Origin of the sequence: Streptomyces sp. NBC_01429 (assembly GCF_036231945.1) — a bacterium.
Taxonomy (GTDB): domain Bacteria; phylum Actinomycetota; class Actinomycetes; order Streptomycetales; family Streptomycetaceae; genus Streptomyces.
This window is the reverse complement of record NZ_CP109599.1, coordinates 4,252,239-4,278,701: the sequence shown is the minus strand read 5'-3', so window position 1 is coordinate 4,278,701 and position 26,463 is coordinate 4,252,239. Positions and strand designations below refer to the sequence as shown.

General features: G+C 71.3%; 22 protein-coding genes, 5 tRNA genes and 1 riboswitch. Of the genes, 13 read left to right on the top strand and 14 right to left on the bottom strand.

What is annotated here, in order from left to right; all coding sequences use genetic code 11:
* Nucleotides 1-79 precede the first annotated feature (79 nt).
* Complete coding sequence (locus OG627_RS18685) at nucleotides 80-1,435, top strand: PrsW family intramembrane metalloprotease (protein ID WP_443073502.1); 1,356 nt, start codon at nucleotides 80-82, stop codon at nucleotides 1,433-1,435.
* A 144-nt stretch (nucleotides 1,436-1,579) separates the two neighbouring features.
* On the opposite strand, the gene OG627_RS18680 is transcribed toward OG627_RS18685, so the two are convergent.
* Nucleotides 1,580-2,524 (bottom strand): aldo/keto reductase, encoded by a 945-nt coding sequence (locus tag OG627_RS18680; protein WP_329066552.1) that lies wholly within the window; start codon nucleotides 2,522-2,524, stop codon nucleotides 1,580-1,582.
* 420 nt (nucleotides 2,525-2,944) lie between these two features.
* On the opposite strand from OG627_RS18680, the gene OG627_RS18675 reads away from it, so the two are divergent.
* Nucleotides 2,945-3,961, top strand: a complete 1,017-nt coding sequence (locus tag OG627_RS18675) for a hypothetical protein (RefSeq protein ID WP_329066549.1) — start codon at nucleotides 2,945-2,947, stop codon at nucleotides 3,959-3,961.
* Here OG627_RS18675 and OG627_RS18670 read toward each other — a convergent pair.
* Nucleotides 3,951-5,018: a M23 family metallopeptidase gene (locus tag OG627_RS18670; protein ID WP_329066547.1), complete on the bottom strand. Its 1,068-nt coding sequence runs from the start codon at nucleotides 5,016-5,018 to the stop codon at nucleotides 3,951-3,953. The two genes, OG627_RS18675 and OG627_RS18670, sit on opposite strands and share 11 nt — an antisense overlap.
* Before the next feature lie 11 nt (nucleotides 5,019-5,029).
* Nucleotides 5,030-5,186, bottom strand: a riboswitch (cyclic di-AMP (ydaO/yuaA leader).
* Nucleotides 5,187-5,439: 253 nt separating this feature from the next.
* Nucleotides 5,440-6,204 (bottom strand): SDR family oxidoreductase, encoded by a 765-nt coding sequence (locus OG627_RS18665; RefSeq protein ID WP_329066545.1) that lies wholly within the window; start codon nucleotides 6,202-6,204, stop codon nucleotides 5,440-5,442.
* A gap of 236 nt (nucleotides 6,205-6,440) precedes the next feature.
* On the opposite strand from OG627_RS18665, the gene OG627_RS18660 reads away from it, so the two are divergent.
* Nucleotides 6,441-7,286: a helix-turn-helix transcriptional regulator gene (locus OG627_RS18660; RefSeq protein ID WP_329066543.1), complete on the top strand. Its 846-nt coding sequence runs from the start codon at nucleotides 6,441-6,443 to the stop codon at nucleotides 7,284-7,286.
* 69 nt (nucleotides 7,287-7,355) lie between these two features.
* Here the strand turns inward: OG627_RS18660 and OG627_RS18655 are convergent, their stop codons facing one another.
* The 5 genes from OG627_RS18655 to OG627_RS18635 all read right to left on the bottom strand — a co-directional run bounded on the left by OG627_RS18655 (nucleotide 7,356) and on the right by OG627_RS18635 (nucleotide 10,376).
* Nucleotides 7,356-8,447 (bottom strand): PP2C family protein-serine/threonine phosphatase, encoded by a 1,092-nt coding sequence (locus OG627_RS18655; protein ID WP_329072768.1) that lies wholly within the window; start codon nucleotides 8,445-8,447, stop codon nucleotides 7,356-7,358.
* Between the two features lie 549 nt (nucleotides 8,448-8,996).
* A tRNA-Met gene (locus tag OG627_RS18650) sits at nucleotides 8,997-9,070 on the bottom strand.
* A 62-nt stretch (nucleotides 9,071-9,132) separates the two neighbouring features.
* Complete coding sequence (locus tag OG627_RS18645) at nucleotides 9,133-9,267, bottom strand: hypothetical protein (RefSeq protein WP_329066542.1); 135 nt, start codon at nucleotides 9,265-9,267, stop codon at nucleotides 9,133-9,135.
* A 171-nt stretch (nucleotides 9,268-9,438) separates the two neighbouring features.
* Nucleotides 9,439-9,654, bottom strand: coding sequence for a hypothetical protein (locus tag OG627_RS18640; protein ID WP_329066541.1), 216 nt, complete (start codon nucleotides 9,652-9,654; stop codon nucleotides 9,439-9,441).
* Between the two features lie 452 nt (nucleotides 9,655-10,106).
* On the bottom strand, nucleotides 10,107-10,376 hold the full coding sequence (locus tag OG627_RS18635) for a hypothetical protein (protein ID WP_329066539.1): 270 nt from the start codon (nucleotides 10,374-10,376) through the stop codon (nucleotides 10,107-10,109).
* Between the two features lie 279 nt (nucleotides 10,377-10,655).
* Here OG627_RS18635 and OG627_RS18630 point away from each other — a divergent pair, with 279 nt between their 5' ends.
* The 4 genes from OG627_RS18630 (at nucleotide 10,656) to OG627_RS18615 (ending at nucleotide 13,366) form a co-directional block, all read left to right on the top strand.
* A complete protein-coding gene (locus tag OG627_RS18630; RefSeq protein ID WP_329066537.1) occupies nucleotides 10,656-11,900 on the top strand; it encodes a helix-turn-helix domain-containing protein in 1,245 nt (414 codons plus the stop codon).
* A gap of 85 nt (nucleotides 11,901-11,985) precedes the next feature.
* Nucleotides 11,986-12,357: a DUF6415 family natural product biosynthesis protein gene (locus OG627_RS18625; protein WP_329066535.1), complete on the top strand. Its 372-nt coding sequence runs from the start codon at nucleotides 11,986-11,988 to the stop codon at nucleotides 12,355-12,357.
* Nucleotides 12,354-12,521 (top strand): hypothetical protein, encoded by a 168-nt coding sequence (locus OG627_RS18620; protein ID WP_329066533.1) that lies wholly within the window; start codon nucleotides 12,354-12,356, stop codon nucleotides 12,519-12,521. The genes OG627_RS18625 and OG627_RS18620 overlap by 4 nt, the downstream gene beginning before the upstream one ends.
* Nucleotides 12,522-12,964: 443 nt before the next feature.
* Nucleotides 12,965-13,366: a hypothetical protein gene (locus OG627_RS18615; protein WP_329066531.1), complete on the top strand. Its 402-nt coding sequence runs from the start codon at nucleotides 12,965-12,967 to the stop codon at nucleotides 13,364-13,366.
* 372 nt (nucleotides 13,367-13,738) lie between these two features.
* On the opposite strand, the gene OG627_RS18610 is transcribed toward OG627_RS18615, so the two are convergent.
* The 3 genes from OG627_RS18610 to OG627_RS18600 form a co-directional block, all read right to left on the bottom strand.
* A tRNA-Lys gene (locus OG627_RS18610) sits at nucleotides 13,739-13,811 on the bottom strand.
* Nucleotides 13,812-13,975: 164 nt separating this feature from the next.
* Nucleotides 13,976-16,228, bottom strand: coding sequence for a DEAD/DEAH box helicase (locus OG627_RS18605; RefSeq protein ID WP_329066528.1), 2,253 nt, complete (start codon nucleotides 16,226-16,228; stop codon nucleotides 13,976-13,978).
* Nucleotides 16,229-16,514: 286 nt separating this feature from the next.
* Entirely contained in the window at nucleotides 16,515-17,144 is a 630-nt protein-coding gene (locus OG627_RS18600) for a hypothetical protein (RefSeq protein ID WP_329066526.1), read from the bottom strand.
* Between the two features lie 132 nt (nucleotides 17,145-17,276).
* Here OG627_RS18600 and OG627_RS18595 point away from each other — a divergent pair, with 132 nt between their 5' ends.
* The 5 genes from OG627_RS18595 to OG627_RS18575 all read left to right on the top strand — a co-directional run bounded on the left by OG627_RS18595 (nucleotide 17,277) and on the right by OG627_RS18575 (nucleotide 19,825).
* Nucleotides 17,277-17,627, top strand: coding sequence for a metallopeptidase family protein (locus tag OG627_RS18595; RefSeq protein WP_329066524.1), 351 nt, complete (start codon nucleotides 17,277-17,279; stop codon nucleotides 17,625-17,627).
* A 309-nt stretch (nucleotides 17,628-17,936) separates the two neighbouring features.
* On the top strand, nucleotides 17,937-19,460 hold the full coding sequence (locus OG627_RS18590) for a metallophosphoesterase family protein (RefSeq protein WP_443073501.1): 1,524 nt from the start codon (nucleotides 17,937-17,939) through the stop codon (nucleotides 19,458-19,460).
* 80 nt (nucleotides 19,461-19,540) lie between these two features.
* A tRNA-Glu gene (locus tag OG627_RS18585) sits at nucleotides 19,541-19,613 on the top strand.
* A 39-nt stretch (nucleotides 19,614-19,652) separates the two neighbouring features.
* A tRNA-Asp gene (locus OG627_RS18580) sits at nucleotides 19,653-19,727 on the top strand.
* Nucleotides 19,728-19,748: 21 nt separating this feature from the next.
* Nucleotides 19,749-19,825, top strand: a tRNA-Phe gene (locus OG627_RS18575).
* Nucleotides 19,826-19,875: 50 nt separating this feature from the next.
* On the opposite strand, the gene OG627_RS18570 is transcribed toward OG627_RS18575, so the two are convergent.
* The 3 genes from OG627_RS18570 to OG627_RS18560 form a co-directional block, all read right to left on the bottom strand.
* Entirely contained in the window at nucleotides 19,876-20,763 is an 888-nt protein-coding gene (locus OG627_RS18570) for a cytochrome c biogenesis CcdA family protein (RefSeq protein WP_329066520.1), read from the bottom strand.
* A complete protein-coding gene (locus OG627_RS18565) occupies nucleotides 20,760-21,707 on the bottom strand; it encodes a DsbA family protein (protein WP_329066518.1) in 948 nt (315 codons plus the stop codon). The genes OG627_RS18570 and OG627_RS18565 overlap by 4 nt, the downstream gene beginning before the upstream one ends.
* A gap of 61 nt (nucleotides 21,708-21,768) precedes the next feature.
* Nucleotides 21,769-22,194, bottom strand: a complete 426-nt coding sequence (locus OG627_RS18560) for a hypothetical protein (RefSeq protein ID WP_329066516.1) — start codon at nucleotides 22,192-22,194, stop codon at nucleotides 21,769-21,771.
* A 268-nt stretch (nucleotides 22,195-22,462) separates the two neighbouring features.
* Between OG627_RS18560 and hrpA the strand changes: the two genes are divergently transcribed.
* Nucleotides 22,463-26,395, top strand: coding sequence for an ATP-dependent RNA helicase HrpA (hrpA, locus tag OG627_RS18555; protein WP_329066514.1), 3,933 nt, complete (start codon nucleotides 22,463-22,465; stop codon nucleotides 26,393-26,395).
* The last annotated feature ends 68 nt before the right edge of the window (nucleotides 26,396-26,463 follow it).

Sequence of the window (26,463 nt, the reverse complement as noted above, 5' to 3'; positions counted from 1 at the left end):
TCCCCGCTCCGTCTTGTCCATACTCCGTCTTGTCCATACTCCGTCGCCCGTTGTCAGTGCCCCTCGTTAGGGTCAATGGGTGTCCGAACCGTCCCCGTCCCCGTCCCCGCAGCGCCTCGACCAGCGTCCGGCGATCCCTGTCTACGAGCAGCAGGAGCGTCTCGGCGAGCTGTGGAGCGCCGTGCCGGAGCCCGCCCGCAGGCGCTACCGGCCGCGCGGCGCGTTCTGGCGGCGCCGGGCGGTGCGGACAGGGGCCGTGATCGTGGTGCTCGCCCTGTGCGCCCTGATGATCCTCGCGCTGGTCCGCGACGAGACCGGGACGCGGGGGTTCCTGGTCGGCCTCGGCCTGGCCGTCCTGCCCGTACCGCTGCTCGTGTCGGCCTTCCGCTGGCTGGACCGGGTGGAGCCGGGGCCCTGGCGGAATCTGCTGTTCGCCTTCTCCTGGGGCGCGTTCGCCGCCGCCCTCGTCGCGATCATCGCGAACTCCTTCGCGACGGAGTGGATAGCCACCGCCACCGCGGATCCGGCGGGCGCCGAGTCCCTGGGCGCCACGGTGATCGCCCCGGTCGTCGAGGAGAGCGCCAAGGCGGCGGCGGTGCTGCTGATCTTCCTCTTCCGCAGACGGTCCTTCACCGGGCTGGTCGACGGCGTCGTGATCGCGGGCTTCAGCGCCACCGGTTTCGCGTTCACCGAGAACATCCTCTATCTCGGCAGCGCCTTCGGCGAGGACCAGCACACCGGTGACTCGGGCCTCCGGTCCGTCACCGCGGCGACCTTCTTCGTACGGATCGTGATGTCGCCCTTCGCGCATCCGCTGTTCACCGTGCTCACGGGCATCGGCTTCGGGCTGGCGGCGACGGCCGACCGGCGCCGGAAGGTCCGCCGGGTCGCGTTCCCGCTGCTCGGTCTGGCGCTCGCGATGGGGATGCACGCGCTGTGGAACGGCTCGGCGGACCTCTTCGGCCCGCTCGGCTTCTACGCGGTGTACGCGGCGTTCATGGTGCCCGCCTTCGCCCTGCTGACCTGGCTGGCGATCTGGAGCCGGCAGCGCGAGCTGCGCACGATAGCCGGGGAGCTGCCCGCGTACGCGGTGGCCGGGTGGATCAACCCGGCGGCGCCCCTCGCGCTGTCCTCGATGCGGGCGCGCCGGATGGCGCGCGACTTCGCGGGCCGTACCTTCGGGCCGAGGGCGGCCGGTTCGGTCGGGGAGTACGAGGCGTTCGCGACGTCGCTGGCGTTTCTGCGCCACCGGGCCCAGCGCGGCGCGGTGGGGGCGGACTTCGCCGAGCGGGAACGGGAGCTGCTGCACCATCTGTGGCAGCGCAGGGAGATAGCCGGGCCCGCGCTGACCTACGCGGCGCGGGCCACCGGCCGGGTGTGGGCGCCGCCGCCGTACATCGACTACGACGGCTACAACCCGTACCGCCAGTACTGAACTGACCGGCCTCCTTCGCTGCCCCGTACTCCCGTACCGACGAGTGCCCCGGTACCGACTACCGCCCCGTACCGACTACCGGCCCGTACCGACTGCCGCCCTGTACCGGCTGCTCGGACGTACCGGCTGCTGGGACGTACCGACTTACTGGGACGCGGTCGTCAGTTCGGCCAGTTCCTCGGCCGTCAGCTTCAGCTCGGCCGCCGCGAGCAGCGCGGGGAGCTGCTCGGTCGAGCGGGCGGAGGCGATCGGCGCGACGACGGTCGGCTGGGCCGCGAGCCAGGCCAGGGCGACGGTCGCGAGTTCGGCGCCGTGCGCCTCGGCGACGCGGTCGAGGGCGGCGAGGACCTGCACGCCCCGGTCGCTCTCCAGGTACTTCGCCGCGTTGCCCGCCCGCGCGCTGTCGACGGTCGTGCCCGGCCGGTACTTACCGGTGAGGAAGCCTGAGGCGAGCCCGAAGTACGGGACGGCGGAGAGCCCGTGTGCGGCCACGGTGTCCTGGAGCGCGCCCTCGTAGGTGTCGCGGGAGACCAGGTTGTAGTGCGGCTGGAGCGCCACATAGCGGGCCAGCCCCGCGCGCTCCGAGAAGGCGAGCGAGGCGTTCAGCCGCTCCGGGCTGATGTTGGAGGCGGCGATGGCGCGCACCTTGCCCTCCCGTACCAGCTGGTCGAGAGCGGTGATGATCTCCTCGACGGGCACGGTCTCGTCGTCGAAGTGCGTGTAGTAGAGGTCGATGTAGTCCGTACCCAGCCGGGTCAGCGACGCCTCGGCGGCGGCCTTGATGTTGGCCGCCGACAGCCCCTTGAACCGGGGGTGCGAGCCGACCTTCGTGGCGAGGACGACGTCCGAACGGTTGCCGCGCGCGGCGAGCCACTTCCCGAGGACGGTCTCGGACTCACCGCCCACGTGCCCCGGGATCCAGGAGGTGTACGTGTCCGCGGTGTCGATGAAGTTCCCGCCGACGGCGGTGTACCCGTCGAGTACGGCGAACGACTCCGTCTCGTCGGCGGTCCAGCCGAAGACGTTGCCGCCGAGGTTGAGGGGGTAGACCTTGAGGGCGGACGTTCCGAGCGTACGCAATTGAGTCATACCTACTTATAGCGCGGAAAAGGATCGCCTCATTCCCGAGGCTCGACGCCGCCCGGAGGCGCCGCCCCTCGCGCACACATATCACCCTATACCGGGCGCATGATCGTCCCGTGAGCTTCGGGATTCGGGACCCGAGCCGCTTTTTGACGGATTGGGTGGTGAGGTTCAACCCACCCTCCCACCCTCCTCACGAGCACCCCCACGAGCACCCCCACGGGCACCCCCGCGAGCACCCCCGCCAGCGCCACTGCGGGGCCTCGGCCACGCCCTCCGGCCAGCCAATATGACTTTCGGTGACCGGTTCGCCACACGCTGCCCGAGCCTGTAGCGTGCGCCGCAACGAAACGTAATGCGGCCCCCGCAGGTGCTCAGAACACCAGGCAGGGGCCTCACCAATCAAGATCGAAAGAGGCGATCCCCATGGCGTCCACGCAGCTTAGCCCTGCCCCGCTCCCGACCGACCATCCCCACGCCCGTCCGGGTTACGGAAAACGGCTCGCGCCCGCCCAATCCCCCCGCAGGGCTGACGACTTCGCACAGCTGCCCAGGCGGGAAGCGGCCATCGCCGGGTACATCGACCGGCTGCCCGAGGGCGCCGACATCTCCGTCAAGACACTCGCCAAGCAGCTCGCCGACTACGGCCAGTGCGCCCTGCGGACCGCGCTCAACGACCTGTCCCGCGCCGGACATCTGCGGCGGCACCGCGAAGCGGTCATCGGCGCGAACGGGCAGCAGCGGTGGGTCTGGCGTACGTTCTGGTCGCGGGCGGCCCGCGACAACTCCTGGTGGGAGGCGTTCACTTCGGGCTCGGACAGCCCCGCCGACACCCCCGCCGACGCTCTCACCGACCCCGCCGCCGACCGCACCGACCCCGTGCGGCCCGAAGAACCGGAAGAGCCCGAAGAACCGGAACCGCCTTCCCTCCTGGCCCGTACCGCCGCGTACGACGTCCTCGCCCGGCTCGGCCGGATCGACCCCCGGCTCACCCTCTCCGAACCGGAATGCCGGGCGCTGGAGGAGCACGCCGGGCTCTGGTTCGAACGGGGCGCCGGGCAGGCCCAACTCGTCCAGGCGCTCACCGCCGGATTACCGCCCGTGGTGGCCGCGCCCTACGGGTTCGTACGGGCGCGGCTCCTCGCCAAGCTCCCACCGGCCCCGGCGGAACGGCCGCGCCCGCGCCGGATCATGGAGTGCACCGACTGCGGCGTCCCCGCCGAACCCCGACAGCTGCCGGACGGCCTGTGCCGTGTCTGCCGGGGCGTCCCGGCAGACACAAAACCGTTCGCCCCGCCGGGAGTTGTGCCACCCGAGCACGTCCGCGCCCGCGTGGCCGAACTCCGTACGGCCATGCTGCGCCCCGCGACGGAAACAGGACCAGAAGCAGGACCAGAAGCAGGGGCAGGAACAGGAACAGAGGCTGGAGCCGTCAGGGGTTGATGCCCTTGCCGTTCAGCCAGGACATCGGGTCGATGCCCGCGCCACCGGCCGTGTGGACCTCAAGGTGCAGGTGGGGGCCGGTCACGTTGCCCGTGGCGCCGACCCGGCCGATGACCTCGCCGGTGGAGACCTTCTGGCCCGCCGTGACGGTCATCGAGGACTGGTGGGCGTACCAGATCTCCGTACCGTCATCCAGCTCCAGGACGGTGCGGTAGCCGTACGAGCCCGACCAGCCCGCCGACTTGACCGTGCCGCTGTGCACGGCCTTGACCGGCGTGCCCGTGGGGGCCGCGAAGTCCAGGCCGGTGTGCTGGCCGGAGGACCAGAGCGAACCGGCCTGGCCGAAGGTGGAGGTGATCGTGTACGAGGAGGTGGGGAGGGCGTAGCTGGCGGCCAGCTTGGCGAGGCGTTCCGCCTCGGCCTTCGCCTTGGCCTCCTTCTCGGCCTTCGCCTTCGCCTCCGCGATCTCCTTCTCGGCCGCGGTCTGCTGCTTCTTGGCCTGCGAGGCGGCCTCCACCACGGCGGCGGCCTCAGTGGCGGCCTTCTGGGTGGCGTCGGCCTCGGCCTGCTGCTGCTCGGCCTGCTGGAGGATGCGGGCGCGGAGCGCCTCGCCGGCGTCGGTGGCGCCCTGTTCGGTGTCCGCGACCGTCAGGCCGGCGGAGGTGAGGGGGGCCTGCGCCAGGACCTGCGACGCGGTGTCCTTCTCGGCGGTGGAGGAAGAGCCCATCCCCGGAAGGGACTTGGCGTCCGGAAGATTGTCCGCGATGACATCGGGCAGGGATATGGAGACGGCGGGCTTGTCCTGGGCCGTGGCGATGCCTCCGGCGCCGACGGCGGCGATGACACCCACGCCGAGGACCGTGGAGCTGCGGGCGAGCCCGCGCTGCTTGGCGACGCGGTGCCTGCCGCGGACGGGGCGGACGGTCTCCTCGGTGGGATTCCACTCCCCCCAGGCCCTCTCCGCCTCGCCGCCTTCACCTCGGCCATGGCCGAAGGAGTGGTTCTCGGGTGCGACGGTTGCTACGGGCCCATCGAGGGCAGGCTTGTTGGACGCCACTGGGGCGCGCTCCTTTCCTTCCTTCTCGCCTACCGGGTTAGCTGACGGGTTCGGAGCAGGAAGGTCTCCTACGGGTGTTCACGCTGCCCGCGCAAGGCAGCGAAAGCTCCCGATTCACCCCAATTGGTGGTTCCCCGGTTCCCTTGCGGGATTCGGCGCGTGCGCACGGTGCCATCTCTGGCGACGGCTGGGACAACCGCGCTGCGTTATCGAACGTTAATAGAGACCAGGGCGTTATTCCAAGCTGTTCCCGATGATCGTTAACAACTTCGCATCGGACACACCGGGACACAAGAACGCGCAAGCGGGCGAGTTGACCGGTCATCCGGGGCCTGCGCGTTTCTGACGGTGTGTCACCTGTTATGCGGAGGGGCACGCGCCGATCACACAGCGTGCCGACTCCCTGCGGGATGAGGGAGTGTCAGCCCTTGCGGCCCGGGAGGAGCATGTCCAGCGCCTGGGAGCGCTGTGCGACGAGGTCGTCGTAGGTGCCGTCGCGCTCGGCCCAGCGGTGCATGAGGACGCCCTCGACCAGGATCTCGTCAGGGGTGGGGTTCCTCGCGAGCAGCCCCATGACCTCGGTGGCGAAAACGTCGACTGGCAGCGCGCGCGGGTTCGCCTTCTCCTGTCCTGCCACGGCGACGGCCGGCGGGACCAGCTCGACGACGCTGACACCGGTGCCGTCGAGTTGCGCGCGCAGTGCCTCGGAGTAGGCGTGCACACCGGCCTTTGAAGCGGCGTAGGTGGGCATGGGCGCGAACGGCAGGAAGGCGATGCCGGAGGTGACGGTGACGAAGGTGCCGGCGCCACGTTCGAGCAGGTGCGGGGTGAAGGCGTCGATGACGCGGATGGTGCCGACCAGGTTGGTGTCGATCGTCGTACGCGCCGCCTCGAAGTGCGCCGGGTCGCGCAGGTCCTCCAGGAGCATGACGCCCGACATGGTCACCACGGTGTCCAGCTCGGGGTACGCGGCGAGTACGGCGTCACGGGCGCGTGCGACGGAGGCACCGTCGGTGACGTCCACGGCGAAGGTGCCGAAGCCCTCGTCGGAGAGTGCGGAGAGCGCCTCGGCGCCGCGACCGCCGACAGCCACGGTGCTGCCCGCCGCGGCGAACCGCCGGGCCAGTTCCCGGCCGATGCCCGAGGTTCCGCCGACGACGAGAACGGCACGGTCGGAGAGATCCATGAGGTCTTCCCTTCGGTTCGGAGCACCGCGGTTCGGAGCACCGCGGTGCGGAAGCGCCCGCGGCGGTCAGGCCGGCGGCGCCACGCACGCCGTACGGCGTCGGCGATGCTCTCTGTCTTCTCAAGCAGTGATGCCACAAGTCTTGACGGAATCCGCCGGGTGCGGCAGAGCCCCCGTCTTCCCTGGTCCTGCCAGGGCCCCCTCTGGGACACGCGCACCGCCTTACGGTGGTCGGTATGAAGGATCCGGAATCCGGCAACCGGCTCGGCGACTACCTCCGCGCCCGGCGTGAGCTGGTCTCCCCGGCGCAGGCAGGGCTCCCGCCCGGCGGCAACCGCCGCGTACCCGGCCTGCGCCGTGAGGAAGTCGCCCTGCTCGCCGGAATCAGCGCCGATTACTACCTGCGCCTGGAGCGTGGCCGCGACAAGAACCCCTCGCCCCAGGTGCTCGCGTCACTCGCGCGCGTCCTGCGGCTGGACGACGTCGAGCGGACGTATCTGCTCGGCCTCGCGGGAGCGCGCCCCAGAGCGCCGCGCCGCAAGCGGCCCGAGCACGTACCGGCACGGGTGCACCAGCTCCTCGCCCAGCTCCGGATCCCCGCGTTCGTCGAAGGCCGCGCCTTCGACGTCCTGGCCTCCAACCCCATGGCCCTCGCGCTCTCTCCGCGCCTGCGGCCCGGCCAGAACCGGCTCCGTTCCCTCCTCCTCGACCCCGAGGAACATGCCTTCCACCAGGACTGGGCAGAAGCCGCCGCCGGCTTCGTCGCAGCTCTGCGCACCACCATCGGGGACGACACCGACAACCCCCGGTTCGTCGAACTCGTCGGCGAACTCGCCCTGTCCAGCCAGCGGTTCCGCACCCTGTGGGCCCGCCACGACGTCCGCGGCCTCGACGGAGGCACCACCACCGTCCACCACCCCGTCGTCGGTGAACTACGGCTCCACCGCGACAAACTCCCCATCGACGACGTCATCCTCGTCGTCTACTACCCCGACCAGGACAGCGAGAGCGACGAGAAGCTGCGCCTGCTCGCCGCACTCCCGGCGACCGAACCCGTGGTCACTGTTCGCCCTCCCCCGTGACGTCCTTCCCCAGGACGACCTCGCGGAAGAACGGCCGCGCGGAAGAACGGCCGCGCGGGAGAACAGCCCTCACGGGACGATCGGCATCGTCCTGCGCCGCTCCGGCTGCGTCGGCGAGGGCCTGCTGACGGCGAGCAGCGCCATGTCGTCCTGGCTCCCGCCGCCCGTGTGCAGCCGTACGTCGTCGATCAGCGCCTGGAGCAGTTCGTCGGGCCCCGGGAAGATCCGCCCGTCGAGCCGGTCGCGCGGCGCGTAGAAGACGCCCTCGTGGTCGCGCGCCTCGGTGAGTCCGTCCGTGTAGAAGAGCAGCATCGCGCCGTCGGGGTACGCGTTCTGCTCGGCGCGGTCGGGCCACGAGCCCAGCTCGCTCATCCCGAGGGGGAGCGCGGGATCGCTCGGCACCAGCATCCTTACGCCCCCGTCACCGCATATGAGCAGCGGCTCGGGATGGCCGCGGTTGAGCAGCCGCACCACTGCCTCGCCGTGCGGGATCTCGGCGAGCACGGCCGTGGTGAACCCCTCGAAGACATCGACCCCGGCCCGCCGCGTCCCCTCCCGCAGCAGGGCGCGCTCCAGCCGCTGCGCCACGCCCTCCAGGGACGCCTCCTGCTCGGCGGCCTCGCGGAAGGCCCCGATGAGCACGGCCACCGCCTCGACCGCCTCCAGCCCCTTCCCCCGTACGTCTCCGACCACCAGCCGCACCCCGTACGGCGTGTCCTGTACGGCGAACAGGTCGCCGCCGATGAAGGCGCCCTCCTGCGCCGCCTCGTACCGCGCGGCTATCCGCAGCCCGCCGACCCGTTCGGCGGGTCTGGGCAGCACGGCGCGCTGGGCGGTCTCGGCGATGATGCGGGCGGAGGCGAGCCGCTCCCCGCTGCGTCTGACGACGCCGGTGATGTACATGGCGAGGAGGGAGACGACCAGCACGGTCAGCAGCTGGCTCAGCGACTCCAGGGTGAGCAGCGACCGCGCCCGGACATGGAGCGCGATCTCGGCGGCCAGTGAGGTGACGGAGACCAGCAACGTGCCGAGCAGCGGATAGAACGGCGCGGCGACCAGTGGGGCGGCGGCGAAGAGCGGCGCGGCGGTCACCCGGGTCGGGGTGGAGACGTCGAGGATCACGCCGCCGATGATCACGAGGGCCGGCAGGAAGTTCACGATCCGGCGCCCGGCCCGGCCGCGCGCGCCGGGGCGTCGCCAGCCACGCCTGTGGCGGGCGTGCGGCGCGTGGTCCTCGCCGAGGTCACCGGGCCCCCAGAAGCCCGCGCCCTCGGCGGCCCAGAACCCGCTGCCGCCTCCGGCCCGCCGGCCCTTGCCGCCGATGGCCTCTCCGAGCTTCCTCAGCTTCCCCACCAGTCGTCTCCTGCCCGGTCCGCTCGCGGCTGCGCCAGTACCGCGCTCCACCCAGGCTGGCCGTCACCACGTGGGGCGGCGACTCACCCTCGGCCGAGTGGGCTACGGGGCCGGTCGCCCGGCCCGCGTCCCGGGGTGGGTCCCGGGGACGTCCCGTACAAGCACAGCCGCATGCTTCACGTTACTTGTCATAGCTTGTCACGGCTTGTCCGCGCCCGGAATGAAAGAGGGGTCATCACACCCATGACCGGGCCCCCGGGGATCCGCGCCGGGACCCGCCGGGACCCGCCGGGACCGCCCCGCGCACACGACGAAGGCCCGGATTCACCAGGAATCCGGGCCTTCGTTTTCTTCCAGTAGCGGGGACAGGATTTGAACCTGCGACCTCTGGGTTATGAGCCCAGCGAGCTACCGAGCTGCTCCACCCCGCGCCGTTGAAGACAACTCTACGGCATCCGGAGGACGCTCATGACCACCCCCGGCAGAGCCCGGGTTAAGCGGCCTCCAGCACATCCCCTCGCACGGCGGCGGCCCACTCGATCAGCAGCCGCTGATAACGCTCCTGGTCAGCGGGGAGCAGCACGCCACCGGACCGCGTCCACAGGGCGCGGATCTCCTCATTGACCACAGCGGCGGACCTGACGGACCGGGCCGCGCGCGCACGGCGTAAGGCATCGCGGGCACCGGAAGAAGATACGGACGAGGAAGCGAACATAGGTACAAGGCTACGGCCAGCCACTGACAATCGGCAGAGCGTATCCCCGCACACCTGTCCGAAAAGCTGCCTGTGCGCGCCGGCTCACTCCTCGGCGCCGTACTCGTGCGCGGGTCCGCCCTGCCACTCCACCCAGGCGGGGTCGTCCAGCAGCTCCCAGGCGTCGGGCAGCCCGGCCTGGCGCAGGAACTCGATCAGGTGGTCGTCGGAGTGGGCCAGGCCCATGATCCGCCCCCGCACGGTCACCCGCCGCCCGCCCGTTCCGGACGCTCGGTGTACGACAATCGGCACTTCGTTCATATGCTCACACCACTCATAGGGCCAAGGGTGCGACGATCTCGCCCGGAGCGCAGCATCTGGCGGCGCACTTTCGGGATACGGGGCCGGATACGGCCCGGACGCGAACCGGACGCGAACCGGACGCCGCCCGAACGCGGACCGGCCTTCGGGCCCGACCCGTCGGAAAACGTCAACAGCCCCCGGCCAGATGCACTCTGACCGGGGGCCGCGGTGGTAGGCCATGTCGGACTCGAACCGACAACCAACGGATTAAAAGTCGGCAGGTCCTTCATGCAGTCCCGTCCTGACTCATTCGTTCCCGTCCGGTCCCGTTGGGTAAAGTCCAGCTCAGCGGCACATCGCATGCCGCCTGGCGGTCGAGATCATCCGGTGCCGTTCGCTCCCGCTCGGTCCCGTTGCCTCTCGTTGGGGCCAGCAGGGGGCCAGCGGAAACGCCGTGCAGCCTGGGATTATCAGGCAGCTCCAGCCGCTGGCCCCGCCCCTTTGCGGGCGCGCGGCACAACCGCAGCTGCGCTCTCCGTCAGCCCGTCCTCGTACTCCTCGAACAGCTCCATGTACGTGTCCGAGGTCAGGACGATCGTGCTGTGCCGCAACTTGACCTTCGCATCGTGCGAGTCTCCCCCGCCTGCTTTCACAAGCGCCGCCGCACCGTGCCTGAGATCCCGCAGGTTGATCGGCGGCAGGCCCGCCGCCTCAGAGATGCGCAGGAACGCCTTGCTCACCGTGTCCGGGTGCAGCCACTCGCCGTTCTCCTGGACGAAGATCTTGCCGGTGTCCTTCCTTCAGTACTACCTGTTGTCCATTGTCCGATGAGGCAACCGCGTGGCACCGCCCGAAGATCCGGTTCCGAGCCTCCGCCCGAGCTGGACCTCAGCCCCTGGGCATGACCGCGCCCCGCTCTCCTCCGGGAGGGCGGGGCGCTTTGTCATGACGTGGCTCACACAGAAAGGGCCTCGCCCCATACCCTGGCAGTGACGAGCTGGACAGAGAGGGGCAAGGCCATGCCTGCTGATGCTACCCCGGACCCGTACACCGATCCCCTCGCCTTCGGGCAGAGACTTCAACTTCTACGGACACGGCGAGGGATGACACGCGACCAGCTCGGTGGCCTCATGGGGCGCACCGGGTCATGGGTGAAGGCGGTCGAGACCGGCCGACTGAAGACGCCGAAGCTGCACATGGTCCTGCGATTCGCCGAGCTGCTGCGGGTGCGTGACCTGTCCGAACTCACGGGGGACCAATCCGTGCACGTCGACCTGTTCGCCGGTCCCGGCCACTCTCGGCTTCCTGCGGTCCAGGCCGCGATCAACCGCTTTCCCTTGTCTGACTCCGCCCAGGCGCCTTCGGCCCGGCACATCCGGGCACGGCTGGCACGCGCCTGGCAGGCCCGCCACGAAGCACCGAACCACCGGGACGTCATCGGGGTTCTGCTGCCCGATCTCATCCGGGATGCCCAGCGGGCGGTGCGGCAGTCGGACCGGGCGACCGAGCGGCGCGCGGCGCAGGCCGCGCTGTCCGAGGTCTACTCGCTGGCGCAGTTCTTCGTGGCGTACCAGCCGGACGCCGCGCTGCTGTGGCGCGTGGCCGAGCGGGGCATGATCGCCGCGCAGGAGTCCGAGGATCCACACACGATCGGTGTCGCCGCGTGGCTCGCCGCGCAGGCCCACCGGGACTCCGGCCACTTCGACGCGGCGGACGACGTCACAGCCGAGGCGCTGGCGTACCTCACACCGCTCCTCCCAGACGCCTCTGACGAGGTACGCGCCATCGCCGGGGCGCTCACCTTCGAGGCCGGGTACACGGCCGCGAGGCGAGCGGAGACGGGCACAGCCTGGCGCTACTGGGACCAGGCTCGGGACATGGCCGCGCGACTGCCGGCCGACTACTTCCACCCGGTGACGAGCTTCGGCCGAGCAATCATGGGCGCGCACGCTGTCACCGTCGCTGTCGAACTGCACTCCGGTGGGGAGTCCGTGCGCCAGGCCGCCGCCGCCGACGCGATGCCGATTCCCTCCCGGCCGCGCCGGGCCCGGCACCGGATCGAAGAGGCCCGCGCCTACCAGCTGGACGGACAGCCGGACGTCGCGCTCGACACGCTAGCTCGCGCCCACGAGTCGGCGCCCGAGACGATCAAGTACAACGGGTACGCGAAGCGCATCGTCCTCGAAGAGGCCGAGTCGAGGCACCCGGCCCGACGGCAGAGGGCGTCCGCCCTCGCGGTGAAGCTCGGGTTGCTGGCTGCCTGACGAGGGGGCACAAACTGTGCCCCCTCTACCCACCGGGCGCTCCTACGGTCGAACCATCACCTGACCGCCCGTCACTGGAGCGCCCGTGGTTGATCCACCGCATGCACCCGCCTGCGTCTCCGCCCCAGCCCGCCCGGACATCGAGGCCACCCTCGCCGAGGCCGCCAATATCGTCGGACTGCGCGCCAGCGACTCCGAACTCGGCACCGTCGCGGTTGCCCTGCGGCAGCACGTCGAGTCCATGCTGCCCACCGCCGAGGCCCACGCCGCCACGCTGTGGCGCGGCAGTCGAGAGTGGTACCGGATCCGGTCCACGGTGGACGGGATCCGGAGCGAGATCGCGTCCGCGCCGCCCCTGACGGCTCTGTCCGGGCACGTCCGGGTGGAGCTGCTGCGGCGGTGGTGCGCGTGGCTGCTGGAGCAGTACGGGCCGGGCGCGACGCGGGAGGACCAGTGATCTGCGCGCACTGCGACAAGCCGATCCGACCCGGTGAACCGCACCGCATCGAGGCCGTGGAGACGGGATCCGGGGCCGCGCCGGACGTACAACTTCACCTGGGCTGCCAGCAGGACCCCCTCGTACAGCCCAACCGGGGGCCGCGCGAGTTCGTGCGCTACTGATGGCGCCCGCCTACCGCCCCGGCCGGCCGTCTTCCCCCGTGGACACCGGCCGGGGCTCCCCACGAACCCGGAGCAGCGCATGAAGAAGAGAGCACGGCGACCGCTCGCCGACCTCGGCTGGGGGCTCGGGGTGATGGTCTGCTGCGGCCTCATCGCGCTCGGGCTGGTCCTGGCGGCCCGCACACCGTGACGGACGAGGACCAGAGGCAGAGACGCGTCATGGTGGCGCTGATCAGCATGGGCTTGACGCTGATCGCGTGTGGAGCGGCTCTTGCTGCGCTGATCATCACGATGGTCGCCGAGGCAGTCTGACGCCCGACTGCGATAGGACAGACCGAGCCCCGACTGGCATCACGACCTGCTAGTACCCGCGAGTCACAGCCGCGCCGCTGCACCCCACCTAGACTGCTGGCTGCCCCCGCCCATGTAAGGAATGATCACAAATGCGACCGCCGCGCTTCCAGGACTTCGCCCTCGACCTGATCAAGAACACCACCGGCACGACCCGCGTCCAGACCCTGACCGAGGCCGGCGACACGACGCACCCCTTCGGGGTCGCGGTCACCACCGGCACCGGGGAGACCCGGTGGCAGTTCATCGGGCAGTTGGCCACCGGCGAGAAGCACGACGACCCGGATACCCCCGTTCAGGGGGACCCCGTCGCGCCGTGGGCTGGCGACGTGCCGGCCGACCCCGAGGGCTGGCTCGCCGCCGCAGTCACCGCGGCGGAGTCTCCGGAGATCGTGGCCATCACGCGCTGGTCCACCCGCCCCGGCGAAGCGGCAAAGCCGGGGCTCACCATCGACTTCCACAACGGGGCGAGGATCTTCGTGCGGAAGCTCTAGGCTCCCGGCCGTCGACCGGCGGTCGGGCGGATGCACCACCTGTCAGCACCACCGACGAGGAGGACTGATAGCAATGCGACCATTCGATCCAGGCCGATGCGAGGGCACCTGCCCGAGCTGCGGGCAGGGCGTGGGCTCCCCGCCCGGACAGCCCACCACCGGACACCAGAAGCCACACCCGTCCCGGGAGACCTGCCCCGGCGGCACCACCCAGCAGTAGGCACAGAAGACCCCCGGCCGAGCATGACCGGGGGTCTTCTGTGTCGTGATCGTTTGCACTTCGATTGAGCTTCGCTGGAGCACCAGCCCGAAATGAACTCGAACAAGGACCGCGCCTCACGTCAGGAACACCCCTGACCTGGGGTCTATCGGTAGGCCATGTCGGACTCGAACCGACAACCAACGGATTAAAAGTCCGCTGCTCTGCCAATTGAGCTAATGGCCCTTGGCACAACACACACGAGCATAGCTCGCCAGTGGCGGTGTGCCGATCGGGTATCCCCCCGTGGGGATGTCGCCGGTGAACGGGCAGGGCCCGTGGCCACCTTGGGGGTGGACACGGGCCCTGTCGTACAACTACCGGCCGGCTCTGCCGGTCAGCTCTGCTGATCAGCCGTTGCGCTTCCAGCGGGGCTTGTCGTCGCGGCGGCCGAAGGAGCCGGTGCCGGTGCCGGTGGTGCCGCCGCGGTGGTCGTCGCGGCGGGTCGCCGGGCGGTCGTGGCCGCCCGTGCGGGCACCGGCGGCCGGGCGGTCGTCGCGGCGGTCGCGGTTGACCGGACGGTCGCCGGCGCGGTGGTCGCGGCGCTCGAAGGGGCGCCCGCCACGGTCGTCACGGCGCTCGGGACGGTCACCGCGGTCGTTGCGGTCGCGGTTGAAGCCGCCACCCGTACGGTCGTCACGGCGCTGGAAGCCGCCACGGTCACCGCCGCGGTCGTCACGGCGCTGGAAGCCACCGCGGTCGTCGCGGCGCTCCGGACGGTCGCCACGGTCGTTGCGGTCGCGGTTGAAGCCGCCACCCGAACGGTCGTCACGGCGCTGGAAGCCGCCACGGTCACCGCCGCGGTCACCGCCCCGGTCCCCGCCGCGGTCGTCACGCGGCGTGTAGCCACGCGCGCCGCCACGGCCGCTGCGCTCGCCACGGTCGTCGCGGCGGCCGTAGCTGCCGCGGTCGTCGCGCTGCGCCGACTGCTGCGGTACGGCGGCAGCGGCGGCGGCAGCCGCCACCTCGCGCTCGGCCTCGGCGATGACCTCGGCCACCGCCACCTCCGGGTCGTCGCCCCGCTCGCGCGCGGCGCGGGCGACCAGGCGACCGGCCTCCTCGCGCAGCTCGACGGCGCGGCGCTGGGCACGCTCCAGCTGCTTGGTCAGGTCGGCGGCCTCGCGCTCGGCCTGCTTGGCCGCGTTGTTCGCGGAGTCGGCCTGGACCTCGGTGAGCGAACGGGCGCCGGTGATCTCGGCGACCTCAGGGTCGAACGCGCCCGCTCCGCCGACCATGTGGCGCGTGGCGTCGACGCCCGCGTCCTCCATCAGCCGGAAGATCTGCCGGCGCTGGTGCGGCAGCGACAGGGAGACGACGACACCGGACTTGCCGGCGCGCGCCGTACGGCCCGAGCGGTGCAGGTAGTCCTTGTGGTCGCCGGCCGGGTCCACGTTCAGCACCAGGTCGATGCCGTCCACGTGGATACCGCGCGCGGCGACGTCGGTGGCGACGAGGGCGTTGACGAGCCCCTCCTTGAAGTCCGCCAGCGTCCGCGTCCGCGCGCCCTGCGTCATGCCGCCGTGCAGCGCGTCGGCCTTCACGCCGGACTCGCGCAGCTGCTCGGCGATGCGGTCGGCGCCCAGCTGGGTCCGTACGAAGATGATCGTGCGGCCCTTGCGGGCGGCGATCGCCGCCGTGACGGGGGCCTTGTCCTTCGGCTTCACGACGAGGACGTGGTGCGTCATGGTCGTGACGTTGCCCTGGGCGCTGTCGACCTCGTGGCTGACCGGGTTGGTCAGGTAGCGCTTGACCAGCGTGCTGATCTCGTTCTCCATCGTGGCGGAGAAGAGCATGCGCTGGCCGCCGGCCGGCACCAGGTCGAGCAGCTCGGTGACCTCGGGCATGAAGCCCAGGTCCGACATCTGGTCGGCCTCGTCGAGGATCGCGATCTGGACCTGCTGGAGGGAGCAGGCGCCGCGGTTGATGATGTCGCGCAGCCGGCCCGGGGTGGCGACGAGGACGTCGACACCGCGCTCCAGGGCGTACATCTGGTTGCTCATCGACGTACCGCCGCAGACGACCTTCATCTTCAGGCCGAGCACGTCGCCGTACGGCTGGAGCGCGTCCGCGACCTGCATCGCCAGCTCACGGGTCGGCGTGAGGATGATGCCGCGCGGCTTCTTCTTCTCCGTGTGGCCACCGGCGAGCGTCGCCAGCAGCGGCAGACCGAAGGAGAGGGTCTTGCCGGAGCCCGTACGGCCGCGGCCGAGGATGTCCTTGCCGGCCAGGGCGTCCGGGATGGTCGCTGCCTGGATCGGGAAGGGCGCGGTGACGCCGTTCTGGGCGAGCTTGCGGACGATGCCCTCGGGCAGGCCCAGGTCACTGAAGGAGAGGCCCGGGGCCTCGGCGGGCTCAGCGGCGGACTCGTCGGAGGCGACGGTCTCGTCGGAGACAGCGGACTCGTCGGAGACGGCGGACTCGGCCGTCTCGGCGGGGGCGGCGGAGGCTGAGGGGCCGTCAGTCACGTGGGCCTCGGGGATCTCGGGGGACTCAGTGGCCGTCTCGGGGGCCGCTACGGCCTCTTCCGTGCTCTCGACGACAGCGACCGTTTCGGTGGTGTCGTTCTCGGGCATGACGGCGTGGTCAGTACTGGAAATGGACATGCGAAATGCGAAACCTTCCGGAGTCTCGGCACGCGCCCAAACTCCGTGAGAATTCGCAAATCGACCGCCTCAATGCGGTCAGCCACGGCAAGGGAGAGTACGCGCCACGCGGCGCTCTTCTGTGTCGGCGCCGGGCAATGATCAAACGATCTACTACCATACGCACTCTCCCCCCTCCCTGGCAAACCAGCAGGTGAATCCCCCGGCGAACCGGAATACCGGACTACGGGACAACTCCGGCCGGCCCCCTCGCCTCAGGCCCCGCTCCGGCCCCGCCCCGCCCCGCTCAGACCGGGCCCACCTGCGGCGACGCCTTCGGCTCCTTCCACGCCCACACCCCCTCGGCCACCGCCCCCGTCCGTACGTCCGCCGCCGGGGACGCCGACGGTGCCTCCGGCGACTTCGTCTCCGGCTCGGGCTCCGGCTCCGGCTCCGGGGTCCCCGGCGGCTGCGGGGTGGGGGGCGGCGCTGAGCGCGTGGGGTCCTTGGTCGGTACGGGGTCCTCGCGCGTCGGGCTCGGCCCGCCCGGGTGCGGCCGGGTGCCGCGCGACGGCTCCGGCGAGGCGGTGGCCGGTGAACTGGCCTCCGGGGACGCGCCCTTGCCGCCCTTCCCGTCCTCGCCGGCCTTCCCCTTGACCGGACCGCTCCCGCCGTCCGCCCCCGCGTGCGCGCCGGAGTGCTCCGCCGCCGTGCCCGGTCCCGTACGGCCCTGCCCGGAGTACGGCATCCCGGCTCCGACACCGGCGGCCGTCTCACCGTCGGGCTCGGCGGCGGCTCCGCCCCGGTCCGCGGAGCGGGAAGGCGCCGGATCTCCCTCGTCGTCACCGACGCTCATACAGCCCGCGGAGGCCGCGACCGCCAGTGAGCTGGCGATCCAGACGGCGAGACGGCGGCCTGGGGCGGACAACTGGCGCACGAGCGGCACCTCCGGAGGAAGGGGAACAAGAGCGGGCCACCCCGCCGGCGGCGAGGGAAGTTTCACTGCACAACTTCCTTTTCCCCGCCGGGGACACGCCCGGAGCCGCCCGGGACACGGGACAATGGCCGGGTGCTGGAGATGACACGCGAGACCTTCGAAGAACTGGTGAGCCAGGCCCTCGACCAGATCCCCCAGGAACTGACCCGGGTCATGGACAACGTCGCCGTCTTCGTCGAGGACGAGCCCGCCCCCGACGACCCCGAGCTGCTGGGGCTGTACGAGGGGACCCCGCTCACCGACCGGGGCGAGTGGTACGCCGGGGTGCTGCCCGACCGCATCTCGATCTACATGGGCCCGACGCTGCGCTACTGCGAGAGCCCCGAGGACGTGGTCCACGAGGTCGCCGTGACCGTCGTCCACGAGATCGCCCACCACTTCGGCATCGGGGACGACCGGCTGCACGAACTGGGCTGGGGCTGAGCCCCCGTTGCTCTCCGCTCTCCCGAATCGTTCCGCCGAATCGTTCTCCTGAGCCGCTCCCCTGAATCGCTCCCCTGAATTCGCTGATGTGCGCGAAGGTGTCCGCCGCGCATGGCGGGCCGCAGTCCCGGGCATAGGGGATCAATGGTCCGCGCCCGCGCCGTACAGCGGCTGAAACGCTTCTTCCTCCGTACTAGGCCCGGCCCCGTCCCGCCCGGCCCTGTCCCGCCCGGCCGCGCCCCGGCTCCGCGCTCCGCTCCCACCGGCACGCTCGTCCACGCCCCGCGCCCCTGGGCCCGCGCCCTCGGGATGACCGCCGTCGTGGTGCTCGGCGCCTGGCTCGGGCTGCTGACCGTCGGCAGCGTGCTGACCCCGGTCGGCCCGATGGACACCCGGATGACGCTGCGGCCGTCCCTCACCGGCGGTACGAAGATCAATGTGTCGCCGCTGGGCGCGCTGGAGCTGGACACCCACACCGCGCCGCTCCGCCTGGACGTGGACGTGGACCAGCTGGACCCGGTCCGCTCCCAGGCCCTCGTCGAGCACCCCGAACGGTTCTCCGGCCTCCAGGACGAGGTCAGCCGCGACGTCAGGGACGGCACCACCGAGCTGGCCGTACGCTCCGTCGTCGCCGTCGTGTCCGGCGCGACCGCCCTCGGCCTCGTCGTCTACCGCCGCCCCCGCCGCGCCCTCGCCGCCGGCGGGCTGGCGCTCACGCTGCTGGCCGCCTCCGGCGTCGGCGCGTACGCCACCTGGAACCCCAAGTCGGTGCTGGAGCCCAGGTTCTCGGGGCTGCTCTCCTCCGCCCCGCAGGTCGTCGGCAGCGCCCGCTCGATCGTCACCGACTTCGACGTCTACCAGAAGGAGCTGGCGCGGCTGGTCACCAATGTGACCAAGCTGTACGACGCGACGTCCACGCTTCCCACGTACCAGCCGGACCCGGCCACCCTCCGGGTGCTGCACGTCTCCGACATCCATCTCAACCCGGCGGCCTGGCACATCATCGGCTCGCTCGTGGAGCAGTACGGGATCGACGCCATCATCGACTCGGGCGACACCATGGACCACGGCGCGGCGGCCGAGAACACCTTCCTCGACCCGATCGCCGACCTGGACGTCCCGTACGTCTGGGTGCGCGGCAACCACGATTCGCGGATCACCCAGAAGTACCTCGCACGCATGAAGAACGTACGGGTGCTGGACGACGGCCGGGCCGTCACCGTGGCCGGGGTACGGGTGGCGGGCATCGGTGACCCGCAGTTCACCCCCGACCGCTCGGTGGTGGCCGAGGGCGACCCGGCCGAACGCCTGGCGGGCATCAGGCTCGCCTCGGCGCTGCGCGACCAGGAGCAGGCCGGTACGCCCGTGGACATCGCCGTCGCCCATGAGCCGGAGGCGGCGCGGCAGACCGACGGGCTGGTCCCGCTGGTGCTCGCGGGCCATGTCCACCACCGCGCCACCGAGGTCATGCCGCACGGCACCCGGCTGAAGATCGAGGGCTCGACGGGCGGCGGCGGGCTGCGCGCCCTGCAGAGCGAGAAGCCGGAGAAGGTACGCGCCTCCGTGCTCTATCTGGACCGCACGACGAAGCGGCTCCAGGCGTGGGACGAGATCACGCTCGGCGGGCTGGGGCTGACGACGGCCGAGGTCAGCCGCCATCTCCCGCAGGAGGCGGGCAAGCCGGGCACCGGCCCGACCACCGGCCCGACCACCCGTCCGTCCACCGGCTCGTCCGCCGATCCCTCCGCCGATCCCTCGGCGAATCTCTCCGCGGGTCCCTCCGCCGGCCCGTCCACAGGTCCGTCCCCCGGGGCCCCCGTACCCGCCCCCTAAACCGTTTTGGCGATAGCTCCGCCCATCCCATATGCTTCTGACGTCCCCGACGCGCTGCGAAGCGCCCAGGCGGGCCTTTAGCCCTCATCGTCTAGTGGCCCAGGACGCCGCCCTTTCAAGGCGGTAGCACGGGTTCGAATCCCGTTGGGGGCACGCAACACCGTGTGCGAGACTGGTGCTCGCACATTGCTTGGTCCTGTGGAGCAGTTTGGAGTGCTCGCCACCCTGTCAAGGTGGAGGCCGCGGGTTCAAATCCCGTCAGGACCGCTTGCAGCCGCGAGGCTGCGTGGCTGGGTAGCTCAGTTGGTACGAGCGATCGCCTGAAAAGCGATAGGTCGCCGGTTCGATCCCGGCCCCAGCCACCACGGCCCGCGAGGGCGAAGGCCCCCACCGAGGATCTCGGCGGGGGCTTTTCTCATGCTCCCGGCTTCACCGCGCCGGGCCGCTCGGCCTCCACCGGCGCGCTCGCCACCACGGGTGCGGGCTCCCTGCGCACCCGCAGCGTCCGCCACAGCGTGACCGCGACCGCCACCAGCGCCACCCCGCCCAGCAGCGCCCAGTCGGGCACGGCGGCGCCGACCCCGCGCGCCCACTGCTCCACCGCGAACGAGTCGTCGACCGAGAGCGGACCCGACAGCGCGGTCGTCCCGTCGAAGACGAGGAAGAGGGTGCCCAGGGTGATGAAGAAGAGCCCCGAGAGCAGCGAGTTCGTGTGCAGCGCGAAGCGGCCGACGCCGAAGGCGCGCCCCCGCAGCCAGCGGCGCCCGCCGAGGTCGAACCGCTCCCAGAGCAGCGCCAGCACGAACAGCGGTACGGCCATGCCCAGCCCGTACACCGCGAGCAGCAGTCCGCCGTAGAGCGGGCTGCCGCTGAGCGCGGCCACCGTCAGCACGCTGCCCAGGATCGGGCCCGCGCAGAACCCGGCGAGTCCGTAGACCAGCCCGAGCGCGTACACGGACAGCGCCGTCGTGGGCCTGATCCGGCCGGACAGCTCGGCCATCCGGCGGGAGGCGAAGCCCATGCCGAGGAGCTGGGCGACGCCGAGCGCGATGATCAGCCAGCCGCCGGCGGCGACCAGCAGATCGCGGTGGCCGTAGAACAGCCGCCCGGCGAACGACCCGGCGGCGCCCAGCGGTACGAGCGTGGTCGCCAGGCCGAGGTAGAAGACGCCGGTACGGGCGAGGAGCCGGCCGGCCGAGTCGATGGAGTACGCGAAGAACGCGGGCAGCAGCAGGGCGCTGCACGGGCTCAGCAGGGCGAGCAGGCCGCCGAGGAGGGCGACCGGATAGCCGACGTCGGTCACCGGTCGGCCTCGCGGTCGCCCTTGTCGCCGCTGTCGCCCTTGTCGCTACCGCCGCTGTCGCCCTTGTCGCTGCTCTCGCTCTTGTCGCGGCCGCTGCCCTTGTCGTTGCCGCCGTCCCCCGTACCGCCCTTCTCGGCCCCGGTGTCCGCCTTCGCCGCCGCGTGCGCCGCCTCGATGGCCCGGGTGAAGGTCTCCTTGGGCTGGGCGCCCGCGATGGGGCGGCCGTTGACGAGGAAGGACGGGGTGGAGGTGGCGCCCAGCCCGTACCCCTCCTCCTGGTCCTCGCGTACGGCGGCCGCCGCCTCGTCGCCGCCCCGGTCACGCTCGAACCGGTCGAGGTCCTTCACCCCGGCCGCGCGGGCGAGCGCGGTGAGCCGGTCGGCGCCGAAGCCCTTCCCCTTCGCGCCCTCGGCGTACGCGGCGGTGTGGAACTCCCAGAAGCGGCCCTGCTGTCCGGCGGCCCAGGCGGCGTGCGCGGCGGCCTCGGACTCCTTGCCGAAGATCGGGAAGTTGCGCCACTCGATGCGCAGCGTGCCGTCCTTGACGTACTTCTCGATGAGCGCGGGCTCGGTGTCGCGGGCGAACTTCCCGCAGTAGTCGCACTTGAAGTCGGCGTACTCGACCATCACGACGGGCGCGTCCGCGCGCCCGACGGAGAGCGGGTCCGCCGTCTCGCGCCGGGCGAGCTTGGCCAGCTCCGGGTAGAGGCCGGCCTGCGGATCGGCGGAGACCCCGGCGGCCGGGCCGTCCACCGCCCCGGCGGATTCGGCCGGGGCGACCGATTCGACGCGGCTGGGCGCGTCCGGCTTGGTCGCGGTGTACGAGACGACGCCGAGCAGCGCGGCGGCGGCCACGACACCCGCGCCGATGGCGATCCGGCGCCGGGAGGAGACGGGCGAGGAGGAAGAAGAAGGGGAAGAGGAAGAGGAGGGGGAAGCGGGCATGGCTGTACGGCTCTCCGTGAAAGGGGAACAAAAGGGACGGGTCCGGGAGGGAGCCGTCCCCCTATACGCGCAGTACGGAGAGCCCGACCGGTGAGGGGCCCGGCAGCGGCGGCCGACCGCGCTCGGGCGTGACGGAGGCGACCACCTGGTCGGCGGCGCTCCAGGGACCGCCGGCGCCGTGCGCGTCGTACAGCGCGGGCAGCAGTTCGGGCCCCGAGCCGCCGCGCGGCGGTACGACCGGCCGGCTGCCCAGGTCGTCCTGGCCGCCGCGCCCGCAGCCGGGGGTCCCCCGCTCGTACCCTCCGTCGGCGACGGCGACGGAAACGGCCACGGCCTCACCGGCACCGGCACCGGCACCGGCCACGGCCCCCGGCACCAGCGCGGCGGGCGCGGGTGAGTGGACGCAGAACAGCAGCACCGCCAGCACCCCGAGCAACACCGCGCCGACGCCGGCGAAGCGGCCGCGCGCGCTGCCGGTGTGGCTCATCCGCGAAGCCTCTCGGGTCGGGCGGTGACCGGCGGGCCGGTCGGGACGTGCCTCGCATCGTAAGGGCTGCTCGCCAGGATCGGGCAATACGCCCGCCGCCACGCCGCAAGCCGGTCGCACCCGCCCCGCGGCGCTGTCCGAAGCATCGTCCGAAGCCTGCCCCGAGCCCCGTCCCGACCCTGTCCCGAGCGCCCCGGAGCACACCGCCCGGCGGATCGCCGAAACTGGTTCGCCACTCCCGAGCCCCGGGTGAGATCCTGGGCTCGGTATGTCTACTTCCTTCGCCGACCTCCAGACCCTGCTGGCCGACGTCTCGCTGCGCGACGCGCGGCGACTCGGCCGCCGTCTCGAAGGCGCACGGCGCATCCGCAAACCCGACGCGCGGCAGACCGTGCTGGACGAGATCGCCGGTGAGGCCGGGAAGGCCACCGAGCGGATCCTCAGGCGGCGGGAGCGGGTGCCGTCGGTCTCGTACCCGGAACAGCTGCCCGTCAGCCAGAAGAAGGACACGATCCTGGAGGCGATACGCGACCACCAGGTCGTGATCGTCGCCGGGGAGACGGGGTCCGGCAAGACGACCCAGATCCCCAAGATCTGCCTGGAGCTGGGCCGTGGCGTGCGCGGCATGATCGGGCACACCCAGCCCCGCAGGATCGCCGCCCGTACCGTCGCCGAGCGCGTCGCGGACGAGCTGGACACCCCGCTGGGCGAGGCGGTCGGCTGGAAGGTCCGCTTCACCGACCAGGTGAACCAGGACGCGACCTTCGTCAAGCTGATGACCGACGGCATCCTGCTCGCCGAGATCCAGACGGACCGCGAGCTGCTCGCGTACGACACGATCATCATCGACGAGGCCCACGAGCGCAGCCTCAACATCGACTTCCTGCTCGGCTATCTCGCCCAGCTGCTCCCCCGCCGCCCCGACCTCAAGGTCGTCATCACCTCGGCGACCATCGACCCGGAGCGCTTCTCCCGGCACTTCGGGGACGCGCCCATCGTCGAGGTCTCCGGCCGTACGTATCCGGTGGACGTCCGCTACCGCCCTCTTCTGGAGGAGGACGGCGAGGAGGGCGACCGGGACCAGATCACCGCGATCGCCGAAGCCGTGGACGAACTCCAGTCGGAGGGCCCCGGCGACGTCCTCGTCTTCCTCTCCGGCGAGCGGGAGATCCGTGACACGGCGGACGCCCTGGAGAAGCGCAAGCTGCGCTCCACCGAGATCCTGCCCCTCTACGCGCGCCTCTCGCACGCCGAGCAGAACCGCGTCTTCCAGCGCCACGCCGGCCGCCGGGTCGTGCTGGCGACGAACGTCGCCGAGACCTCGCTGACGGTCCCCGGCATCAAGTACGTGATCGACCCGGGCACCGCCAGGATCTCCCGCTACAGCCACCGCACCAAGGTCCAGCGGCTGCCGATCGAGCGCATCTCGCAGGCCAGCGCCAACCAGCGCAAGGGCCGCTGCGGCCGTACCTCCGACGGCATCTGCATCCGGCTGTACTCGGAGGACGACTTCACCTCCCGGCCGGAGTTCACCGACGCGGAGATCCTCCGTACGAACCTCGCCTCGGTCATCCTCCAGATGACCGCGGCCGGGCTCGGCGAGATCGAGAAGTTCCCCTTCATCGACCCGCCGGACCACCGCAACATCCGCGACGGCGTGCAGCTGCTCCAGGAGCTGGGCGCGTTCGACGCGGTGCAGAAGGACCCGAAGAAGAAGCTCACCCCGCTCGGCCGCAAGCTCTCCCAGCTCCCCGTGGACCCGCGGCTGGCCCGCATGGTCGTCGAGGCGGACCGCAACGGCTGTGTACGGGAGGTGATGGTGATCGCCGCCGCGCTCTCCATCCAGGACCCGCGCGAGCGCCCCGCCGAGAAGCAGACCCAGGCCGACCAGCAGCACGCCCGGTTCAAGGACGAGACGTCCGACTTCCTGGCCTTCCTCAACATGTGGCGTTACGTACGGGAGCAGCAGAAGACGCTGTCGTCCTCCGCGTTCCGCCGCATGTGCAAGTCGGAGTATCTGAACTTCCTGCGGATCAGGGAGTGGCAGGACATCTACTCCCAGCTGCGCACGGTCGCCAAGCAGATGGGCATCCACCTCAACGAGGAGGACGCGGCGGATCAGGCCGTCCATGTCTCGCTGCTCGCCGGGCTGTTGTCGCACATCGGCATGAAGGACGTGAAGGAGGGCGCGAAGAACGAGTATCTGGGGGCCAGGAGCGCGAAGTTCGCGGTCTTCCCCGGCTCGGCCCTCTTCAAGAAGCCGCCGCGTTTCATCATGTCGGCCGAGCTGGTGGAGACCTCCCGGCTCTGGGCGCGCGTCAACGCGAAGGTCGAGCCCGAGTGGATCGAGCCGCTGGCCGGTCATCTCCTGAAGCGCACGTACAGCGAGCCGCACTGGGAGAAGGACATGGCGGCCGTGATGGCGTACGAGAAGGTGACGCTGTACGGCGTGCCGATCGTCGCCCAGCGCAAGGTCAACTTCGGGCGGATCGACGCGGAGGCGTCCCGGGAGCTGTTCATCCGGCACGCGCTCGTGGAGGGCGACTGGCGGACGCCCCATCAGTTCTTCCATGACAATCGCAAACTTCTGGGCGAGGTAGAGGAGCTGGAGCACCGCGCGCGGCGCCGCGACATCCTCGTGGACGACGAGACGCTGTTCGACTTCTACGACCGGCGGGTGCCCGAGGACGTGGTGTCCGGGGCGCACTTCGACGCGTGGTGGAAGGCGAGACGGCGGGACGAGCCGGAGCTGCTCGACTTCGAGCGGTCGATGCTCATCAACGAGAAGGCCGGGTCGGTCACCAAGGACGACTATCCGGACTCCTGGCGCCAGGGGCCGCTGAAGTTCCGGGTGACGTACCAGTTCGAGCCGGGTACGGACGCGGACGGCGTGACCGTCCACGTACCGCTCCAGGTGCTCAACCAGGTCACCTCGGAGGGCTTCGACTGGCAGATCCCCGGGCTGCGCGAGCAGGTGGTCGTGGAGCTGATCCGCTCCCTGCCCAAGCCGGTGCGCCGGCACTACGTGCCCGCGCCGAACTACGCCGCCGCCTTCCTGGACCGCGCGGTGCCCCTCCAGGAGCCGCTGCCGGTGACGCTGGCGCGCGAACTCCAGCGGATGGTGGGGGTGCCCGTCACGGCGGACGACTTCGATCTCTCCCGGATCCCGGACCACTTGAAGATCACGTTCCGGATCGTCGACGAGCGGCGCCGCAAGGTCGCCGAGGACAAGGACCTGGAGGCGCTCAGGCTCCAGCTGCGCCCCAAGGCCCGCAAGGCGCTCTCCCAGGCCGCCGCGGCCACCGCCGAGCGGTCGGGCGGCGAGACGATCGAGCGCACGGGGCTGACGGACTGGACGATCGGGGAGCTGGTACGGGTCTTCGAGACGCGGCGGGCCGGCCAGCCCGTCAAGGCGTACCCGGCCCTGGTCGACCAGGGCGCGAGCGTGGCCGTGCGCCTCTTCGACACGGAGGCCGAGCAGCAGCAGGCGATGTGGGCGGGGACGCGGCGGCTGATCCTGCTGAACATCCCGGTGAATCCGGCGAAGTTCGCCTCGGACAAGCTCACCAACCAGCACAAGCTGGCGCTCTCCCGCAATCCGCACGGCTCGGTCCAGGCGCTGTTCGAGGACTGCGCCACGGCCGCGGCCGACAAGCTGATCGCGGACCACGGCGGTCCCGCGTGGGACGAGGAGTCGTACCGGAAGCTGTACGAGAAGGTGCGCGCCGATCTCGTCGAAGCGACGGTGCGGACCGTCGGCCAGGTCCAGCAGATCCTGGCCGCCTGGCAGGCCTGTGAGCGCCGTCTGAAGGCCACCGGCAGTCTGGTGCTGGTGAACAACGTCCAGGACGTCAGGGACCAGCTGGCGGCCCTCGTACCGGCCGGCTTCGTCACGCGTACGGGGCTGCGCCGGCTGCCGGACCTGATGCGCTATCTCGTGGCCGTGGACCGGCGGTTGCAGCAGATGCCGACGGCCGTCCAGCGCGACACGACGCGGATGGAGAAGGTCCACGAGATGCAGGACGAGTACGCGTGGCTGCTGGAGCAGCTGCCCCGGGGGCGGCCGGTGCCGCGCGAGGTCCTGGACATCCGCTGGATGATCGAGGAGCTGCGGGTGAGCTACTTCGCGCACGCGCTGGGGACGGCCCAGCCGGTGTCGGACAAGCGCATCGTGAAGGCGATCGACGCGGCGGCGCCGTAGGCCGGCGCGGGTCGCCGCCTTCGGTTCGACCGCACCCTCCGAGCTGCTGTACAGTCTGTCTTCGCAGC

What these genes read in the sequence shown, in the direction of transcription:
- OG627_RS18680 (WP_329066552.1), bottom strand. Translation starts at nt 2,524, where the DNA reads ATGACTCAATTGCGTACGCTCGGAACGTCCGCCCTCAAGGTCTACCCC.
- OG627_RS18675 (WP_329066549.1), top strand. Translation starts at nt 2,945, where the DNA reads ATGGCGTCCACGCAGCTTAGCCCTGCCCCGCTCCCGACCGACCATCCC.
- OG627_RS18665 (WP_329066545.1), bottom strand. Translation starts at nt 6,204, where the DNA reads ATGGATCTCTCCGACCGTGCCGTTCTCGTCGTCGGCGGAACCTCGGGC.
- OG627_RS18660 (WP_329066543.1), top strand. Translation starts at nt 6,441, where the DNA reads ATGAAGGATCCGGAATCCGGCAACCGGCTCGGCGACTACCTCCGCGCC.
- OG627_RS18640 (WP_329066541.1), bottom strand. Translation starts at nt 9,654, where the DNA reads ATGAACGAAGTGCCGATTGTCGTACACCGAGCGTCCGGAACGGGCGGG.
- OG627_RS18630 (WP_329066537.1), top strand. Translation starts at nt 10,656, where the DNA reads ATGCCTGCTGATGCTACCCCGGACCCGTACACCGATCCCCTCGCCTTC.
- OG627_RS18615 (WP_329066531.1), top strand. Translation starts at nt 12,965, where the DNA reads ATGCGACCGCCGCGCTTCCAGGACTTCGCCCTCGACCTGATCAAGAAC.
- OG627_RS18605 (WP_329066528.1), bottom strand. Translation starts at nt 16,228, where the DNA reads ATGTCCATTTCCAGTACTGACCACGCCGTCATGCCCGAGAACGACACC.
- OG627_RS18590 (WP_443073501.1), top strand. Translation starts at nt 17,937, where the DNA reads ATGACCGCCGTCGTGGTGCTCGGCGCCTGGCTCGGGCTGCTGACCGTC.
- OG627_RS18565 (WP_329066518.1), bottom strand. Translation starts at nt 21,707, where the DNA reads ATGCCCGCTTCCCCCTCCTCTTCCTCTTCCCCTTCTTCTTCCTCCTCG.
- OG627_RS18560 (WP_329066516.1), bottom strand. Translation starts at nt 22,194, where the DNA reads ATGAGCCACACCGGCAGCGCGCGCGGCCGCTTCGCCGGCGTCGGCGCG.
- hrpA (WP_329066514.1), top strand. Translation starts at nt 22,463, where the DNA reads ATGTCTACTTCCTTCGCCGACCTCCAGACCCTGCTGGCCGACGTCTCG.